Here is a 16,788-nt window from a genome sequence, read left to right as displayed (position 1 = left end):
CCCTTAACCTTTTGGTTTGAGCATTGAGATGACATAATCTTTGGCACTTTCCACTTTGCCTTGGTTAATAGCTGCAGCTGGATCCACGTGTTTAGGACAAACTTCAGAGCAATAACCTACAAAGGTACAAGACCAAACCCCATTTTTACCGTTAAGAATCGGCATCCGTGATTGTTTACCATGATCGCGGTTATCCAGATTATAACGGTGCGCCATTGTGATGGCTGCCGGACCGATAAATTCCGGATTTAGACCAAATTGTGGACAAGCGGCATAGCATAAACCACAGTTGATACACATCGAGAATTGACGATATTTTTCAAGTTGTGCCGGAGTTTGTTTGGTACGGCTAACTTGTAACTCTTTGGATGGGTGAGGTTTGCCATCTAATGCCGGAGCTTCGTTGCCAATGATATAAGGTTTAATTGCCTCTAAACTTTCGATAAAGTGGCTTAAATCAACGACTAAATCGCGTTCAATTGGGAAATTAGCAAGCGGCTCAATACGCATATAGCCACTGTAATCACGTAAAAAGGTTTTACAGGCCAATTTAGGTTTATTGTTTACCATCATCCCACAAGAACCGCAGATTGCCATACGGCATGACCAACGATAGGAGAGAGATGGCTCTAATTTATCTTTGATATAACCTAACGCATCCAATAATGAGGTTTGATTGTCATAAGGCACTTGGTAAGCCGTAAGATGCGGCTCTTGATCAACCTCAGGATTGTAACGCAAGATTTCAACATTCATTACCGGGGAATTAGCCATTTGCATTCTCCTTAGCTTTTGCAGCAGCTTCGGCAGCTTCTGCTTCTGCACCATAAACACGTTTTGCAGGTTGGGATTTGGTGATTTTCACTGGGCTATATTCAATGCGCGGTGAGCCGTTTTCATTGTAGTAAGCCAAGGTGTGTTTTAAGTAATTCACATCATCACGTTCTGTGTAATCCAGACGTTGATGGGCACCACGGGACTCTTTACGTTCAATAGCGGAGTTAGCAATTGCTTGGGCTACGTCAAGAATATAACCAAGTTCTACGGTATATAGTACATCGGTATTAAACACGCTGGAGTTATCGGCAACTCGAATTCGTTTATAACGTTCTTTTAATTCGGCGATTTTATCCACTGCTTTTTGCATACTTTCTTGGTCACGATAAATACCACAACCTTCTTCCATTACGGTACCCATTTCATCACGGATGACCGACCAGGATTCATTGCCTTCTTGTTTATGCAATGCCTCTAAGCGAGCAACAACATCTTTGGCCTGAGCATCAACAGCCGCTTGATTTACCGCGTGGTTTTCAACTGCGCGTTGCGCTGCATATTCACCGGCTACACGGCCAAGCACAACTAATTCAGCTAAGGAGTTGGAACCTAAACGATTTGCACCATGTAAACCGGAAGAGGCACATTCGCCTACTGCAAATAAACCTTTCACGCGGGTTTCACTATTGTAATCAACTTCGATACCGCCCATGGTGTAGTGTACTACTGGACGTACTGGAATCGGTTGTTCCACAGGATTAACGCCTTCATAAGCGCTAGCCAATTCACAAATAAACGGTAGACGCTCATGCAGATATTTTTCACCAAGGTGGCGAAGATCCAAATGCACCACATCAACACCTTTAGCAGTTTTTAATGTGTTACCTTTTTTCCATTCTTGCCAGAAGGCTTGTGAAACTTTATCGCGAGGACCTAATTCCATATATTTGTTTTGTGGTTTACCGATTGGGGTTTCCGGTCCCAAACCGTAATCTTGTAGATAACGGTAGCCGTCTTTATTCACTAAAATACCGCCTTCACCACGACAACCTTCGGTCATTAAAATACCGGTGTTCGGTAAGCCGGTAGGGTGATATTGAACAAATTCCATATCACGCAGTGGGACACCGTGACGATAAGCCATAGATAAACCGTCGCCGGTTACAATGCCACCGTTGGTGTTGAATTTAAATGCACGACAACCACCACCGGTTGCGATAACGACTGCATTTGCGTTGATTTGCACAAGTGTGCCTTCCATCATATTCATGGCAACCATACCGCGAGCATGGCCATCATCAACTAAGATATCAAGCACGAAATGCTCATCAAAACGGATGATTTGTGGATATTGAATAGATGTTTGGAAAAGGGTATGTAACAGGTGGAAACCGGTTTTATCGGCAGCAAACCAAGTCCGTTCGATTTTCATCCCACCGAAACGACGTACGTTAACATCGCCATCTGTTTTACGACTCCAAGGGCAACCCCAACGTTCTAATTGGGTCATTTCAACCGGGGAATGTTCAACAAAATATTCCACAACGTCTTGTTCACATAACCAGTCACCACCGGCAACGGTATCGTGGAAGTGTTTATCGTAAGAATCTTCTTCTTTAATAACTGCGGCAGCACCGCCTTCTGCTGCAACCGTATGGCTACGCATTGGATAAACTTTGGAAACCAAAGCAACCTTGAGGTTTGGGTTTGCTTCTGCGGCTGCAATGGCTGCACGTAATCCGCCACCACCGGCACCAACAATCGCAATATCGACATTAACCGTTTGCACGATATCCTCCAATCAATATAAAGTAGAAAAATACCCCGAATAGGGGGAACCGGCCCATTCTGCCATTTTTGAGTGGGCTTGAATAACCTTTTTTAGGCTTTACAAAAGGAAACTTGTCATTTTGTGATCTACCTCAAAAAAGTTAAAAAAATGTTACACTTAATGAAAAAGGTTCTCATTTTTAGGTTCTTCAAATTCATTGATTGAGTTGTCGAATATGCTCGTTTACAATGCCGACACCTAAATTGAAAAGAATCTTAAAGATGACCAAATCCTCCCAATGGATGCCCTCCGCCAGCATCGAAACCTTGTTGGCTCGAGCCAAAATATTGAATGAAATCCGTCGTTTTTTTAGTGAGCGCGGTTTATTGGAAGTTGAGACACCAACCTTAAGTGAGTTTGGTGTTACTGACTTACATCTTTCCACTTTTAGTACCGAATTTATTGCTCCTTTCGATGCAAAATCAAAAACGCTGTGGCTTTCCACCAGCCCTGAATATCATATGAAGCGCTTGTTGGCTGCCGGGAGTGGACCGATTTTTCAAATTTGCAAAGTGTTCCGCAACGAAGAAGCCGGTTCTCGCCATAATCCTGAATTTACGATGTTGGAATGGTATCGGCCGCATTTCGATATGTATCGCTTGATTAATGAAGTGGATGACTTATTGCAACAAATTTTAGATTGCAAACCGGCTGAAAGCCTAAGTTATCAATTTGTTTTTCAAGAATATTTAGGCTTAGATCCGCTTTCTGCAAGCCGAGCCGAATTAATCGAAGTCGCGCGCAAACATCAATTTATTGCCGATGACGATGAAGATCGCGATACCTTATTGCAATTCCTATTTTCTAGCGTGATTGAGCCGCAAATCGGGCGTGAGGCACCGGTGGCGGTTTATCATTTCCCTTCTTCGCAAGCGGCATTAGCCCAGCTCAGCCCGGAGGATTACCGGGTGGCTGAGCGTTTTGAATTCTATTATCAGGGGCTGGAATTGGCGAATGGTTTCCACGAATTGACGGATGCCGCCGAGCAACAACGCCGTTTTGAATTGGACAATCGGTTACGTGAGAAAAATGGCTTGCCAACCCGTGCTATTGATCATCGTTTTTTAGCTGCTTTACAAGCCGGTATTCCGAATACCTCAGGCGTAGCTTTGGGACTGGATAGACTGATTATGCTGGCATTGGGGTTGAATGATATTAGCCAAGTCATTTCCTTCGGGATTGAAAATGCGTAATTAGTGTTGATACTACAAAATAGAGGCATGCATTTAGCATGCCTTTTTTGTTTCATAAATTCGTTTTTTATTGTTCCACCAAACGCCCCTTAGAAAACATAAGTTCTCCCAAAAATACAATGTAACTCATTGATTTTATTGATAATGATTTGAAAGTTGTTTTTTTGCCAAAAATTGCACAGATGCTTTTGAATTTATTTAATTTCAGAGGCTTTTTTTGAATCATTTGATCTAGATACTGTTTTCGGTAATTAAGTCACCCAAAAGTGTTAAATAGATCACATTCCTATGTATCGCGCATTGTGCTCAAACGAGGATTCCTTATGATGCGCATCCATTTAAACGGAAGCTACTTCCATAGGAAAGATTTTTATTTTTTAACTTTTATCTGAGGTGATTTATGCATCATTCGTATCGTGCAAGATGGAATAAATTTGATTTTGCCTGGGTTATCAATTTGTTTGGCACCGCGGTAGGCGCAGGCATCTTGTTTTTACCGATTACCGCCGGAATGGGCGGCTTTTGGCCGTTAGTATTTATGGCCGTGATCGTTGGGCCTATGACTTATTTTGCCCACCGTGCTTTGGCGTATTTTGTGCTTTCATCTAAAAAACCAGGTAGCGATATTACCGAAGTAGTCGAAGAGCATTTTGGTAAAACAGCAGGGAAATTGATCACATTACTTTATTTCTTTGCGATTTTTCCAATTTTGCTGATTTATGGTAATGGCATTACCAATACAGTGAATTCCTTTATTGTGAACCAATTACACTTTGCGGAACCGAATCGCGCCGTATTGTCTTTAGTTTTAATTGCTGCACTGATTTCAGTAATGTTATTCAATGAACGCGTGATGTTAAAAATTACCGAGTGGTTGGTTTATCCATTAGTCTTGATTTTATTGGGCCTTTCAATCTACCTCATTCCAAACTGGAATCTCGCAATCGTACAAGAATTGCCAACAGTACAAGGTTTTTTTGTGACCTTATGGTTGACGATCCCTGTGTTGGTATTCTCCTTTAACCATTCACCGGCGATTTCTTCTTTTACTCTTTCCCAGCAACGTGAATATCAGGAATTTGAAAAAACAGAATATCATATTGGCCGTACCGAAAAAGGCGCATCGACAATGTTATTGGCTTTCGTGATGCTCTTTGTATTTAGCTGTGTTTTGACTTTAACTCCAGCAGAATTAATGGCTGCGAAAGAGCAAAATATTCCGATTTTATCGTTCTTGGCGAATAAATTTGATAATCCGGTAATCACTTACTTTGGTCCTGCGGTGGCATTCTTTGCAATTACTAGTTCCTTCTTTGGCCATTACCTGGGGGCTCGTGAAGGTTTGGAAGGCTTATACATTAAATTGAGTGGTAAACAGGTTAATCGTAGAAAATTGAATATCTATGCTGCGGTATTCTTCCTAATTACGCTATGGGGTGTAGCAATCATTAATCCGAGCATTTTAGGTTTGATCGAATCTCTTGGTGGCCCAATCATTGCAATGATTTTGTTCATCATGCCAATGTATGCGATTCGCAAAGTGCCGGCAATGGCTCGTTATCAAGGACGCTTTAGCAATATATTTGTGGTGGTGATGGGATTAATTGCTATCTCTGCACTCTTATATGGATTATTATTCTGACCTTTTTTAAAAGGCATTATGAAATTATAGGAAAGTTATGATAAGCGTTTTCGATATGTTTAAAATCGGCATCGGTCCATCCAGCTCTCATACGGTTGGGCCGATGAAAGCGGGCAAGCAGTTTATTGATGATCTGCATGCGCAGGGCTGTTTTGCTACAACCGCAGAAATTGTGGTGGATGTGTATGGTTCGTTATCGATGACCGGCCATGGCCACGCCACCGATACCGCCATTATTATGGGATTGGCGGGGTATTTACCACATGATGTGGATATCGATCTCATTCCGAAGTTTATTGAAGAATTACGGACGAGCGGTCGTTTAGCTATTGATAAAGGAGCAAAAACGGTCAAATTTGATTTTGACAACAATATGATCTTTCACAGTTCTTTCTTATCGCTACACGAGAATGGAATGCGCATTACCGCATTAGATGAATCGCATCAAGTGCTTTACCAACAAACCTATTATTCAATTGGTGGCGGCTTTATTGTGGATGAAGCCCATTTCAATCAACAGCAAGAAACACAGGAAGAGGTGCCTTATCCTTATCAAACGGCAGAAGATATTCTGAAGCATTGCAATGACACCGGTAAAATGATTTCCACTATTATGTGGGAAAATGAGTTGGCATTGCATGGTCGTCCCGCGGTGGAAGAGCATTTAGCGAAAGTGTGGGAAACCATGGAAGCCTGTATTAAGCATGGTGTCCGTACAGAAGGTATCTTACCTGGGCCATTGAAGGTACCGCGTCGTGCAGCAACCCTTTATCGTTTACTAAATGCCAATAGCAATCTGACTAACGATCCAATGCAAGTCATTGATTGGGTTAACATGTATGCCTTGGCGGTGAATGAAGAGAATGCGGCCGGAGGACGAGTTGTTACCGCACCGACTAATGGTGCTTGCGGCATTATTCCTGCCGTCTTGTCCTATTATGGTAAATTTATTGCGCCACTATCAGCGGAAATTGTAGGACGTTATTTATTAACGGCAGGAATTATTGGTTCCTTGTACAAAATGAATGCTTCCATCTCCGGTGCGGAAGTTGGTTGTCAAGGCGAAGTCGGGGTGGCTTGCTCGATGGCCGCTGCCGGATTAGCGGAAATTTTAGGTGGTACGCCATTGCAAGTGTGTAATGCCGCAGAAATCGCCATGGAGCACAATTTAGGATTGACTTGCGATCCCGTTGGTGGGCAGGTGCAGGTGCCTTGTATTGAGCGTAATGCAATTGCGGCGGTGAAGGCGATTAACGCTAGCCGTATGGCATTGCGTCGTACTTCTAATCCACGAGTTAGCTTGGATAAGGTCATTGAAACCATGTATGAAACCGGTAAAGACATGAATGCGAAATATCGCGAAACCTCCACCGGTGGTCTTGCGGTTAAAGTGATATGTGACTAATTGCTAAGTAAAAATGCGGTTTGCAATAGAGGTCTAATAAAATCAATGACTTAGCATCGATTTTAGACTAAACCCCAAAAAAGCAGACCGCGTTTTTTTATGGCTTAATATCCCGCAAAATTGGATTTTGCATGGAAATTAAGGTTTCCGTTGATTGGATTTCGTCAATAAGCTGGATTTTAGTTGCTAATACAGAGTGCAATTCGGCGATGGTATGGGTCATCACTTTAATAAAAATCGAATAGTTGCCAGTGGTGTAATAGGCTTCTACCACTTCATCAAACGCCTCTAACTGTTTGATCACTTTATCATAATCCTTAGCACTTTTTAGGATGATGCCAATAAAACAACACACGTCATAGCCGAGTTTGCGTTCATTAATAATGGCTTTTGTACCTTCAATAATGCCTGATTGGCGCATTTTTTCTACCCGTACGTGGATAGTGCCGGGACTCACGCCGAAACTTTTCGCCATTTCTGCATAAGGTGTGCGGGCATCTTTAGTTAAAACACGTAAAATTTGCTGATCCAGTGCATCAATATTGTGCATAAAATCGCCTCCGTTAGATCTTGTCTAAAAAATACTGGTTAAAATGAATGATATTCAATGTTTAAAATAAAGTAAATAAAATACTTGGGTAAATTTGTGATTTCATTAAATAATGCTCAAGAAATTTAATCCCTTATTAGAAGAAACAAGGATAAAACAATGAAAAAGACGTTTATTTTGCAACAACAGGAAATTAGCTTTGTGAAGAACACCTTTACTCAAAACCTGATTGAACAACTTGGCATCATCGAAGTGCAAGGCCCGATTCTTAGCCAAGTAGGTAATGGTATGCAAGATAACTTATCAGGCATTGAGAAAGCTGTTCAAGTAAATGTGAAATGTATCCCAAATGCGGTTTATGAAGTGGTTCACTCCTTAGCAAAATGGAAACGTCACACTCTTGCTCGTTTCCACTTCAAAGAAGGTGAAGGCTTATTTGTTCACATGAAAGCATTACGTCCGGATGAAGATTCATTGGATCAAACTCACTCTGTTTATGTGGACCAATGGGACTGGGAAAAAGTGATTCCTGAAGGTCGTCGTAACTTTGCTTATTTAAAAGAAACTGTACGTTCCATTTATCGTGCAATCCGCTTAACTGAATTAGCGGTAGAAGCTCGCTTTGACATTCCATCAAGCTTGCCAAAAGAAATCACTTTCGTACATAGTGAAGATTTAGTGAAACGCTACCCGGATCTTTCAAGCAAAGAGCGTGAAAACGCGATTTGTAAAGAATATGGCGCCGTATTCTTAATCGGTATTGGTGGCAAATTATCCGATGGTAAACCTCATGATGGTCGTGCACCGGACTACGATGACTGGACAACTGAATCTGAAAACGGCTACAAAGGCTTAAACGGCGATATTTTGGTGTGGAACGCTGAGTTAGGTAAAGCGTTTGAGCTTTCTTCAATGGGTATTCGTGTGGATGAATCCGCATTACGTTTACAAGTTGGTTTAACCGGTGATGAAGATCGCTTAAAAATGGATTGGCACCAAGATTTATTAAACGGCAAATTACCTCTCACCATCGGTGGTGGTATCGGTCAATCTCGTATGGCAATGCTTTTACTTCACAAAAAACACATTGGTGAAGTGCAATCAAGTGTATGGCCAAAAGAAATGTTAGAACAATATCAACATATTCTTTAATCCATTTACGATTGCGAAAAGAAAAGCGGACAAAATGTCCGCTTTTTTGTTTTTTTTATTCAACCCTAATAAAATCAATGACTTAGGGTTGAATTTTGCAAAAACTTTTATTTTCGCAGGGGCGTTTTATTGATTCATCGACATGCACAAGAGTGTGAGAGGGTGAATACAGGTCACCTTAGAGGACATATCGATCTGCCATTTACAGGTTTGGCATTCGGAAATCACATAATCGAATCCACCTTCATTGATGTTATCGAATAAGTTTTTACCGATGGATTGGGAAACCTCGTAGTTTTCTGCTTTAAAGCCATAGGTACCGGCAATACCACAACATTGTGACGGTAACATAACTACTTCCAATCCTGGAATTTGTTTTAATACTTCCAAGGTGTATGGCGCCCAACCGGCTTTTTCCACGTGACAAGCGGTGTGGTAGGCTACACGCAATTTTAATGGTTTAAGCGGTAAGGTTTTGCCCTCTTTAAAGAGTTGATATAAAAATGGGGTTACCATATGAATATGTGGGCGAACCTTGGCGTTGTCGATGCCTAAAATATGATGATATTCATCACGTAAATTTAAGGCACAACTCGAGGCTTCACTAATCACATCCAAGCCGTTTTCATCCACCATTTTACCGATGTAATCGGTGTTGAACTGTGCGATTTTTTTCGCACGTTCTGGGAATTGGTTTACGCTTAAGGGTAGGCCGCAGCATTTTTCTTTTTCCAATAACACTACGCCGATATCCATGGCATTGAATACCTGGATGAATTCTTTACCTAATTGCGGGTTGTTATAGTTCACATAGCAGCCGTGATAGTAAGCCACTTTGCGTTCGAATTTTTGTTGGCTTGCCAACATTTTCTTCATATACCAATTGCGGAATGTACCGAAAGAGTATTTTGGCAAAGTGCGATGGCGACTGATTTTTAAGGTTTTCTCCAACACGAATTTAGTTGCGCTTAACCCGGTGATAGTGTTCACAATCGGTGCAAGTGGTGTGTTGAGAGAACCCATAATATCGGTATTACTTAAAATCGCATCACGTAATTTTTGCGACATTGTTTTGTGCTGCTGTGGAATATGTTTATTTCTTGCGCGCACAATAATGTCACCGATTTTCACATCAGACGGGCAGGCAATTTCACAACGTTTACAGTTGGTACAGTATTTGAGGGCTTCGTCATACAACTCTGCGGATTTTAAACGTAAACGTTCGCCATCCGGACCTGATTGTTTAGGTCCTGGATAAGCCGGGTTATTGCGAGATACCGGACAAACTGCAGTACAAGCAGTACATTTAATGCAATTTTCAAAACTTTCATCAAATGCGTGGTGATGCTGTGGTGCATTAAGGGATTGTTTGGCATTTTCAATAAGTTGTTGAATATTCATGTTACCCCCTAATTTGCTCAGCTACCGTTAGCGCACTGACTACGGCCACGCCGGAACCACAACCTAATTCTAAGGCATTAAATCCGCCGATGACGTTACCAATGGCGTAGAGGTTGCTTAAGAACTCACCATCTTTTTGTACCTGACATTGTTCATTAATAATCACGCCAGCGCTTTGATATGGTTGTGGATTTGAAAAACGGGAATTTGTCCAACTAAAGCGATCGGTTGGATTAAATCCCTGATCTCCTTGAATATCGCTGTAGAATACCGGTTCAAAGATTTTATCGAATTCCGAAACCAAACCTTTACTGAAGAAACTACCAGAGGCTAAGACAAAAGCATCTGCGGTGATTTCTTCTTTCTCATGGATGCGGGTTTCGATGGCACGTACCTGATTGCCTGAGAAGTGGGCTTTAACTGCGCTATCCCCATTCATCATTAGTCCGCCTAATTGCTCAAACTGACGACGTAATTGAATACGTTGACGCATACCGAGTAATGAAGGCGGTAGTGTTGGCAATTCAAATAATGGCAAACCGGTAGCTTTGCAAAGGGAATTCATGAACTCTTGGTTTTCTAAACCGAAACAAGCCGGCAGGAAAACAGCATCAGCCCCTTTAGCAGCAGTTTTGACTTCTTCAACTAAGTCGGCGAAATTTAATTTATATTCCAATACCTGAGCGATATTTACGCTACGGAACTCACGGGAGTTGGCGCGTAATTGATCTAATTCCGGAATTTTCAAGAAATCGGAAGTGATTTCGCAGTGGGCAAATTGTGAATTTAATACCAAATTTGCGGCCAATAATTCCGGTTGGAAATCGTGATATCCCTCAATACCTAATACCGTAATTTTATGGTAAGGGAATGCCGTATCTTGGTTGGTTGTTGGTACACTATTTGGCGATAACCAGGCGCCACGTAAGCTACCAAGTGCAGTAACCCGCCAATGGTTTTGTTGGTTTGAACCGACTAAATCTAAATTTAATTGTTCGCTCAAACGGCTAAACTCTTCAGCTTTGGCTAACACAGTTGATGCACCAAGAATACTGTAAGGGTGGTTTGGGAGCTGTTGCGCTAATTGAGCTAGTCCATCAGCTAAATCGGATACTGCATGCCCATCCGGTAAACGGCTTAATAAATCGAAAGAACCGGAAGCGAAATCAATAGCGGCTTGACCATTATTGATGATGGCACAGCGTTTGCCACTTTGCTGTAAAGCGATCCCGCAGGTAAGGCCGGCTAATCCGCCGCCAATAATCACTACATCAAAATTCATTGCTATCCGTCCCTTGTTGTTTTTCGTTTGCTAATGCTGGTACATCATTTAGCCCTAATAGGCTACCGTAAATCCAAGAAGTGAATTCCGCTTCGCGGATCGCGTCTCCCCAAGCAATTGGCTCAATACCGCGCCAACGTTCTTCCATAAATGAGTTGAGTTGGGTCGTAGCCTGACGGGCGTCTGCTACATTAAAACGGTGCATTAATCCGGCTGCGCGACATGCACATAACTCAGCTTGACAGGTTCCCATACCAACCCGAGTGCGGCGGCGTAAATCGACTAGGTTGTTAACACTGAGTTCATCTACCGCATAGCGTACTTCTCCGGCAGTGACTGCCTCACATTCGCAAACCATGGAGCGATCTAAACGATCTTTGTCCAATAATCGGGTTGCGCGTGCACCATGACGATAAACGGCGGAGTAGCGGATGGTACTTGGTAAGGAAATAATTTTTTGATTGGTTTCAGCCCGGCTTTCAGTGGATCCCGGTAATGGGCGATCAGCAGTGGTACAACGGGCTGTCTTGTTGAGTTTTTTACACACAAGATCGGTTGCCCATTCGGCCATTAGGCGATAAGTCATTAATTTACCGCCAGTAATGGTAATAAAACCGTCCAAACCATCACGTTCTGCGTGGTCAAGCAACACTATACCACGACTCACATTACGGCCGGATGGGTCATCATCGGTCGCAACTAATGGACGAACACCGGCATACGCACGTAATACGCGGGTATGGCGTAAGCTTGGCGCCAATTTTTCCCCTTCGCGGAATAAGATATCCACTTCTTCCGGAGTGACTTCCATATTGTCAATTTGATCGTAAGGAATACGGCTAGAGGTTGTACCGATAACGCAAATAGTATCACCCGGTACGAGAATGTCCGCATCCGCTGGTTTACGGCAACGATTGATTACTAATTTGTTAATTCGGTGTCCCATGACAAGTAATGCGCCTTTTGCCGGGAACATTTTAATTTTGAGATCCGCATATTCTGCGATGCCTTGTCCCCAGATACCACCGGCATTGACGACTAATGGCGCAAAGAATTTACGGTTTACACGATTTTTGTGATCGTAAACATCCACACCGATCACTTTGCCACCTTCGCGAATTAAATTTTTTACTTCGCAATAAGTAAACATTTTGGCACCGTTTTCGGTAGCATCCATCATATTGGACGCAGTTAAGCGGAATGGGTCAATTGAGCCATCCGGTACAACTACTGCGCCAACTAAATGAGGGTTGACGGAGGGTTCCATAATTTTGGCCAGTTCAGGCTCGATTGGAACAGCTTCAATACCTGATTTGGTACAGCTCTCAATGAAGGTTTTTTGATAATCGAGGGAATCTTCCGGAAGGGTGATAAATAAGCCTTCTGTTTCATCCACACAGTGACGTGCAATCTTACGCAGAATTTGGTTTTCTTTAATACATTCTTCTGCTGATTCTTGGTCGTTTACCGCATAACGTGCACCACTATGCAATAAACCGTGGTTACGGCCGGTGGCCCCAGTTGCGATATCTCGACGTTCCAATAGTATGCAATTGATCCCACGGAGTGCACAGTCACGGGCTATTCCCGCACCGGTTGCGCCGCCGCCGATGATAATCACATCCGTTGATATAGGTGAGAAATCTCCTACATCTTTATACATTTGAGGCGATAAACTCATAGTTACCCCATTCCACAAAGAAAAGAAAAAATAGATACAATTAAAGCAGGGGCATTCTATTGAGAAATGGTCAAATTAACAACATTTTGAGCGAAAAAGAAAATTGAATTGTGATATCTGTCACAAAATTTTCGTATTCGCTCAAAGTGTGAAAAAAATTTTGTGAGCAAACTCACATATTTCAATAATGACACTTTCCTATTTCATGTTTTCTTCTATGATGCTCGCCTGCTCCTTTCATTGTAAATAAAGGAGAAACCATAATAATTATGTTGGAGAAAAATTATGTTTGGACCATTTAAACCCGCTCCGCACATCGCGGAACTACCAGCGGAAAAAATTGATTCCACGTATAGACGCTTACGTTGGCAAGTGTTTGCAGGGATCTTCTTTGGTTATGCCGCTTACTATTTTGTGCGTGCAAACTTTGACTTGGCACAACCCGGTTTAATTCAAGCCGGCTTATACACAAAAGCGGAACTAGGTGTTATTGGCTCAGCGGCCGGTCTTGCCTATGGCTTATCTAAGTTCGTAATGGCCGGTATGTCTGACCGTTCGAACCCTCGCGTATTCTTACCATTTGGTTTATTGCTTTCGGGTCTTTGTATGACCCTAATGGGTTTATTCCCATGGGCAACTTCAGGCATTGCCATCATGTGGGTAATGATCTTCTTAAATGGTTGGTTCCAAGGTATGGGTTGGCCTCCATGTGGTCGTACAATGGTACACTGGTGGTCTAAATCAGAACGCGGTACTATCGTATCTATCTGGAATACCGCACACAACATCGGTGGTATGATGCCGGGTGCAATGGTGCTATTAGCAAGTGCGGTCTTCTTCAGCACTCATGGTATCGAAGCACAAGCAAAAGACATTTGGCAACAATCCCTCTACTATCCGGGTATTGCGGCAATGATCTGTGCAATTCCAGTTTACTTCGTGATGCGTGATACTCCACAATCTTGTGGTTTACCATCAATCGAAAAATGGCGTAATGACTACCCAGATGACTATAACGAAAAAACTTACGAAAACGATTTAAGCACAAAAGAAATCTTCGTAACTTATGTATTGAAAAACAAATTGTTATGGTACATCGCGATTGCTAACGTATTCGTATACTTAATCCGCTACGGCGTATTAAAATGGTCTCCGGTTTACTTAAGTGAAGTAAAACACTTCAACATCAAAGGTACCGCATGGGCATATACTATTTATGAATTAGCAGCGGTTCCAGGTACCTTACTTTGCGGTTGGGTGTCTGACCATGTATTCAAAGGTAAACGTGGTTTAACTGGTTTCATCTTCATGATCTTAACTACTGCAGCAGTAGCAGCATACTGGATGAACCCAGCTACACCAGAAGCAGAACTTGCAAACTATGCAGCTTGGTATGAAAACCCATATCAATTAACTGACTTCATCTTAATGACCTTAATCGGCTTCTTAATCTACGGTCCAGTAATGTTAATCGGCTTGCATGCTCTTGAACTTGCACCGAAAAAAGCAGCTGGTACAGCAGCAGGTTTCACTGGTTTATTCGGTTACTTAGGTGGTACTGTTTCAGCTTCTGCCGTTATTGGTTGGGCTGCACAACATTACGGCTGGGATGGCGGTTTCTACGTCATGATCGGCGGTGGTATCTTAGCAGTGTTATTACTCTTCAACGTAATGATTGAAGAAGGTAAACACAAAGCTAAATTAGGTGATACCTACGGTACTAAATAATCAATGAGTTAAAGGCGACAGGCTTATAGGCTTGCCGCCTTTTTTATTGCAAAGAACAACTGAATTTTTAACCGCACTTTAAAGGAGATAATGTGATGAAATTGAATAAATTAACCATTATGTTTGGCGCGGCAGTTATGGCAAATGCAGCGTTAGCAGATCAAACCTGTAATGAACCTTATCGTTCGGCATTACCGGCTTATACCTATAAGTTGGCGAAGGTGCTTGAAGTAAATGGACGCCAAGGGATTACAACCGATGGTAAATACCTATATGTATCGGGCAGTAAAACGTTAGCCAAATACGATATGGATGGGAAACTTATTAAAGAAAATAAAGAGCCTTTTGTGGGATATCAAAAAGAAGCCAACCATATTGGTGACATCGATATCTACAACAATGAACTTTATGTTTCCTCAGAATGGTTTGATGCCGGCGTAGGTAAAAATATTCAAATTGCGATTCATGATCCTGAAACGCTCGCGTTAAAAAGATCAGTTGATTTTAATCCCGAATCAGGTCAAGTCGAAGTTTCCGGCATCACCGTAGATACCGTTCACAATTCAGTTTGGATGGCATCTTGGGTGGGAGAGGAAAGCGGCCGTTATTTATATGAATATGATCTTTCAACCGGTAAATATAAACGTAAGGTGCATTTACAACCTGTTCCACAATGGATTCAAGGGGTTTATGCCTACAATGGCGATCTCTATGTGACTGCTGACGATGGTACTGCCGATGAAAAAGAACCCGATCATATTTATCGCGTAGAAATCTCAGATAAAACCAATGAAGCCAGAGTTGTTTTAGAAAAAACATTAGACGATATTCGAGATGTCGGCGAAGTCGAAGGCTTGAATGTGAATCCGAAAACCAAACAACTACTTGTCCATGCAAACCGAGGCAAACAAATAGTGTTAGGGATGCCAAAGGGATTTTATCCAGGATATGATCGTGAAATTAATGAAATCTATTTTTACGACATGAAACCAAGATGTAATAAGTAAATCAAGGAGAACACTCAATGAAACTTAAAACTTTAGCGCTTTCTTTATTAGCAGCAGGTGTACTTGCTGGTTGTAGCGTACATTCTTCCACAAACTCTATGAAATCAGACAAAATTATTATTGCTCACCGTGGTGCAAGTGGTTATTTACCAGAGCACACCCTTGAGTCTAAAGCGCTTGCATTTGCACAACATGCAGACTACTTAGAACAAGACTTAGCGATGACAAAAGATGGTCGTTTAGTGGTTATCCATGACCACTTCTTAGATGGTTTAACTGACGTCGCGAAAAAATTTCCAAATCGTCATCGTAAAGATGGTCGTTACTACGTAATCGATTTCACCTTGAAAGAAATTCAAAGTTTAAATATGACTGAAAACTTTGAAACTAAAGATGGTAAACAAGTTGCAGTATATCCGGGTCGTTTCCCACTTTGGAAATCACACTTCAAAATCCATACTTTTGAAGATGAATTGGAATTTATCCAAGGTTTAGAAAAATCTACCGGTAAAAAAGTGGGTATCTACCCTGAAATCAAAGCACCTTGGTTCCACCACCAAAATGGCAAAGATATTGCAGTTGAAACCCTTAAAGTGTTGAAAAAATACGGTTACGACAAGAAATCAGACATGGTTTACTTACAAACCTTCGACTTCAATGAGTTAAAACGTATTAAAAACGAATTGCTACCAAAAATGGGCATGGATTTAAAACTTGTTCAATTAGTGGCATACACCGACTGGCATGAAACTGAAGAAAAAGATGCAAAAGGCAAATGGGTGAACTACGATTACGATTGGATGTTCAAACCAGGCGCAATGGCAGAAGTGGTAAAATATGCTGATGGTGTTGGTCCAGGCTGGTACATGTTAGTAGATAAAGAAAAATCTAAACCAGGCAACATCGTGTACACTCCATTAGTGAAAGAACTCGCACAATACAAAGTGGAATTACACCCATATACCGTGCGTAAAGATGCTTTACCTGAATTCTTCACTGACGTAAATCAAATGTACGATGCGTTATTGAATAAATCTGGTGCAACTGGCGTATTCACCGACTTCCCAGACACAGGCGTTGAGTTTTTGAAAAAACAAAAATAATACGTAAGTAAAAGTAATAAAAAGAGCGGTCAAAAT

General features: G+C 41.8%; 13 protein-coding genes. 7 read left to right on the top strand and 6 right to left on the bottom strand.

Translation table 11 applies throughout. The features are described from left to right. Positions 1 to 3 precede the first annotated feature (3 nt). Together CKV74_RS00855 and frdA are read right to left on the bottom strand one after the other, a co-directional pair. Entirely contained in the window at positions 4 to 774 is a 771-nt protein-coding gene (locus tag CKV74_RS00855) for a succinate dehydrogenase/fumarate reductase iron-sulfur subunit (RefSeq protein WP_007241553.1), read from the bottom strand. Further along, entirely contained in the window at positions 767 to 2,566 is a 1,800-nt protein-coding gene (gene frdA / locus CKV74_RS00850; protein ID WP_039847729.1) for a fumarate reductase (quinol) flavoprotein subunit, read from the bottom strand. The genes CKV74_RS00855 and frdA overlap by 8 nt, the downstream gene beginning before the upstream one ends. Before the next feature lie 263 nt (positions 2,567 to 2,829). On the opposite strand from frdA, the gene epmA reads away from it, so the two are divergent. The 3 genes from epmA to CKV74_RS00835 all read left to right on the top strand — a co-directional run bounded on the left by epmA (position 2,830) and on the right by CKV74_RS00835 (position 6,848). Beyond that, the gene (epmA, locus tag CKV74_RS00845) at positions 2,830 to 3,801 is read left to right on the top strand and encodes an elongation factor P--(R)-beta-lysine ligase (protein WP_095176621.1); all 972 of its coding nucleotides are present in this window, start codon (positions 2,830 to 2,832) and stop codon (positions 3,799 to 3,801) included. Between the two features lie 400 nt (positions 3,802 to 4,201). Continuing rightward, positions 4,202 to 5,443 carry an HAAAP family serine/threonine permease gene (locus CKV74_RS00840; RefSeq protein WP_095176620.1) on the top strand — a complete coding sequence of 414 codons (1,242 nt, stop codon included), beginning with the start codon at positions 4,202 to 4,204 and terminating at the stop codon, positions 5,441 to 5,443. Between the two features lie 37 nt (positions 5,444 to 5,480). Further along, the gene (locus CKV74_RS00835; protein WP_007241775.1) at positions 5,481 to 6,848 is read left to right on the top strand and encodes an L-serine ammonia-lyase; all 1,368 of its coding nucleotides are present in this window, start codon (positions 5,481 to 5,483) and stop codon (positions 6,846 to 6,848) included. 97 nt (positions 6,849 to 6,945) lie between these two features. Here CKV74_RS00835 and asnC read toward each other — a convergent pair whose 3' ends face one another. Then, a complete protein-coding gene (asnC, locus tag CKV74_RS00830; RefSeq protein WP_095176619.1) occupies positions 6,946 to 7,398 on the bottom strand; it encodes a transcriptional regulator AsnC in 453 nt (150 codons plus the stop codon). Positions 7,399 to 7,557: 159 nt separating this feature from the next. On the opposite strand from asnC, the gene asnA reads away from it, so the two are divergent. Continuing rightward, positions 7,558 to 8,550, top strand: a complete 993-nt coding sequence (asnA, locus tag CKV74_RS00825; protein ID WP_007241860.1) for an aspartate--ammonia ligase — start codon at positions 7,558 to 7,560, stop codon at positions 8,548 to 8,550. A 126-nt stretch (positions 8,551 to 8,676) separates the two neighbouring features. Here asnA and glpC read toward each other — a convergent pair whose 3' ends face one another. Genes glpC through glpA form a run of 3 tightly spaced genes read right to left on the bottom strand, consistent with a single transcriptional unit; the run spans position 8,677 to position 12,914 of the window. After that, a complete protein-coding gene (glpC, locus tag CKV74_RS00820) occupies positions 8,677 to 9,951 on the bottom strand; it encodes an anaerobic glycerol-3-phosphate dehydrogenase subunit GlpC (protein WP_007241592.1) in 1,275 nt (424 codons plus the stop codon). Position 9,952: 1 nt separating this feature from the next. Then, complete coding sequence (glpB, locus tag CKV74_RS00815) at positions 9,953 to 11,233, bottom strand: glycerol-3-phosphate dehydrogenase subunit GlpB (protein ID WP_007241496.1); 1,281 nt, start codon at positions 11,231 to 11,233, stop codon at positions 9,953 to 9,955. After that, positions 11,223 to 12,914 carry an anaerobic glycerol-3-phosphate dehydrogenase subunit A gene (gene glpA / locus CKV74_RS00810; protein WP_095176618.1) on the bottom strand — a complete coding sequence of 564 codons (1,692 nt, stop codon included), beginning with the start codon at positions 12,912 to 12,914 and terminating at the stop codon, positions 11,223 to 11,225. The genes glpB and glpA overlap by 11 nt, the downstream gene beginning before the upstream one ends. 285 nt (positions 12,915 to 13,199) lie before the next feature. On the opposite strand from glpA, the gene glpT reads away from it, so the two are divergent. The 3 genes from glpT to glpQ all read left to right on the top strand — a co-directional run bounded on the left by glpT (position 13,200) and on the right by glpQ (position 16,752). Further along, positions 13,200 to 14,642, top strand: a complete 1,443-nt coding sequence (glpT, locus tag CKV74_RS00805) for a glycerol-3-phosphate transporter (protein ID WP_007241762.1) — start codon at positions 13,200 to 13,202, stop codon at positions 14,640 to 14,642. A 95-nt stretch (positions 14,643 to 14,737) separates the two neighbouring features. After that, a complete protein-coding gene (locus CKV74_RS00800) occupies positions 14,738 to 15,649 on the top strand; it encodes a hypothetical protein (protein ID WP_007241643.1) in 912 nt (303 codons plus the stop codon). A 17-nt stretch (positions 15,650 to 15,666) separates the two neighbouring features. Beyond that, a complete protein-coding gene (glpQ, locus tag CKV74_RS00795) occupies positions 15,667 to 16,752 on the top strand; it encodes a glycerophosphodiester phosphodiesterase (RefSeq protein WP_007241563.1) in 1,086 nt (361 codons plus the stop codon). The last annotated feature ends 36 nt before the right edge of the window (positions 16,753 to 16,788 follow it).

It is taken from the genome of Haemophilus pittmaniae, assembly GCF_900186995.1.
GTDB classification, from domain to species: Bacteria; Pseudomonadota; Gammaproteobacteria; order Enterobacterales; family Pasteurellaceae; genus Haemophilus_D; species Haemophilus_D pittmaniae.
Note: the sequence above shows the minus strand (reverse complement) of the source record. Positions and strands in the feature narration are given on the sequence as shown.

Coding starts and splice junctions, on each gene's coding strand:
- CKV74_RS00855 (WP_007241553.1), bottom strand. CDS start 774: ATGGCTAATTCCCCGGTAATGAATGTTGAAATCTTGCGTTACAATCCT.
- epmA (WP_095176621.1), top strand. CDS start 2,830: ATGACCAAATCCTCCCAATGGATGCCCTCCGCCAGCATCGAAACCTTG.
- CKV74_RS00840 (WP_095176620.1), top strand. CDS start 4,202: ATGCATCATTCGTATCGTGCAAGATGGAATAAATTTGATTTTGCCTGG.
- CKV74_RS00835 (WP_007241775.1), top strand. CDS start 5,481: ATGATAAGCGTTTTCGATATGTTTAAAATCGGCATCGGTCCATCCAGC.
- asnC (WP_095176619.1), bottom strand. CDS start 7,398: ATGCACAATATTGATGCACTGGATCAGCAAATTTTACGTGTTTTAACT.
- asnA (WP_007241860.1), top strand. CDS start 7,558: ATGAAAAAGACGTTTATTTTGCAACAACAGGAAATTAGCTTTGTGAAG.
- glpC (WP_007241592.1), bottom strand. CDS start 9,951: ATGAATATTCAACAACTTATTGAAAATGCCAAACAATCCCTTAATGCA.
- glpB (WP_007241496.1), bottom strand. CDS start 11,233: ATGAATTTTGATGTAGTGATTATTGGCGGCGGATTAGCCGGCCTTACC.
- glpA (WP_095176618.1), bottom strand. CDS start 12,914: ATGAGTTTATCGCCTCAAATGTATAAAGATGTAGGAGATTTCTCACCT.
- glpT (WP_007241762.1), top strand. CDS start 13,200: ATGTTTGGACCATTTAAACCCGCTCCGCACATCGCGGAACTACCAGCG.
- CKV74_RS00800 (WP_007241643.1), top strand. CDS start 14,738: ATGAAATTGAATAAATTAACCATTATGTTTGGCGCGGCAGTTATGGCA.
- glpQ (WP_007241563.1), top strand. CDS start 15,667: ATGAAACTTAAAACTTTAGCGCTTTCTTTATTAGCAGCAGGTGTACTT.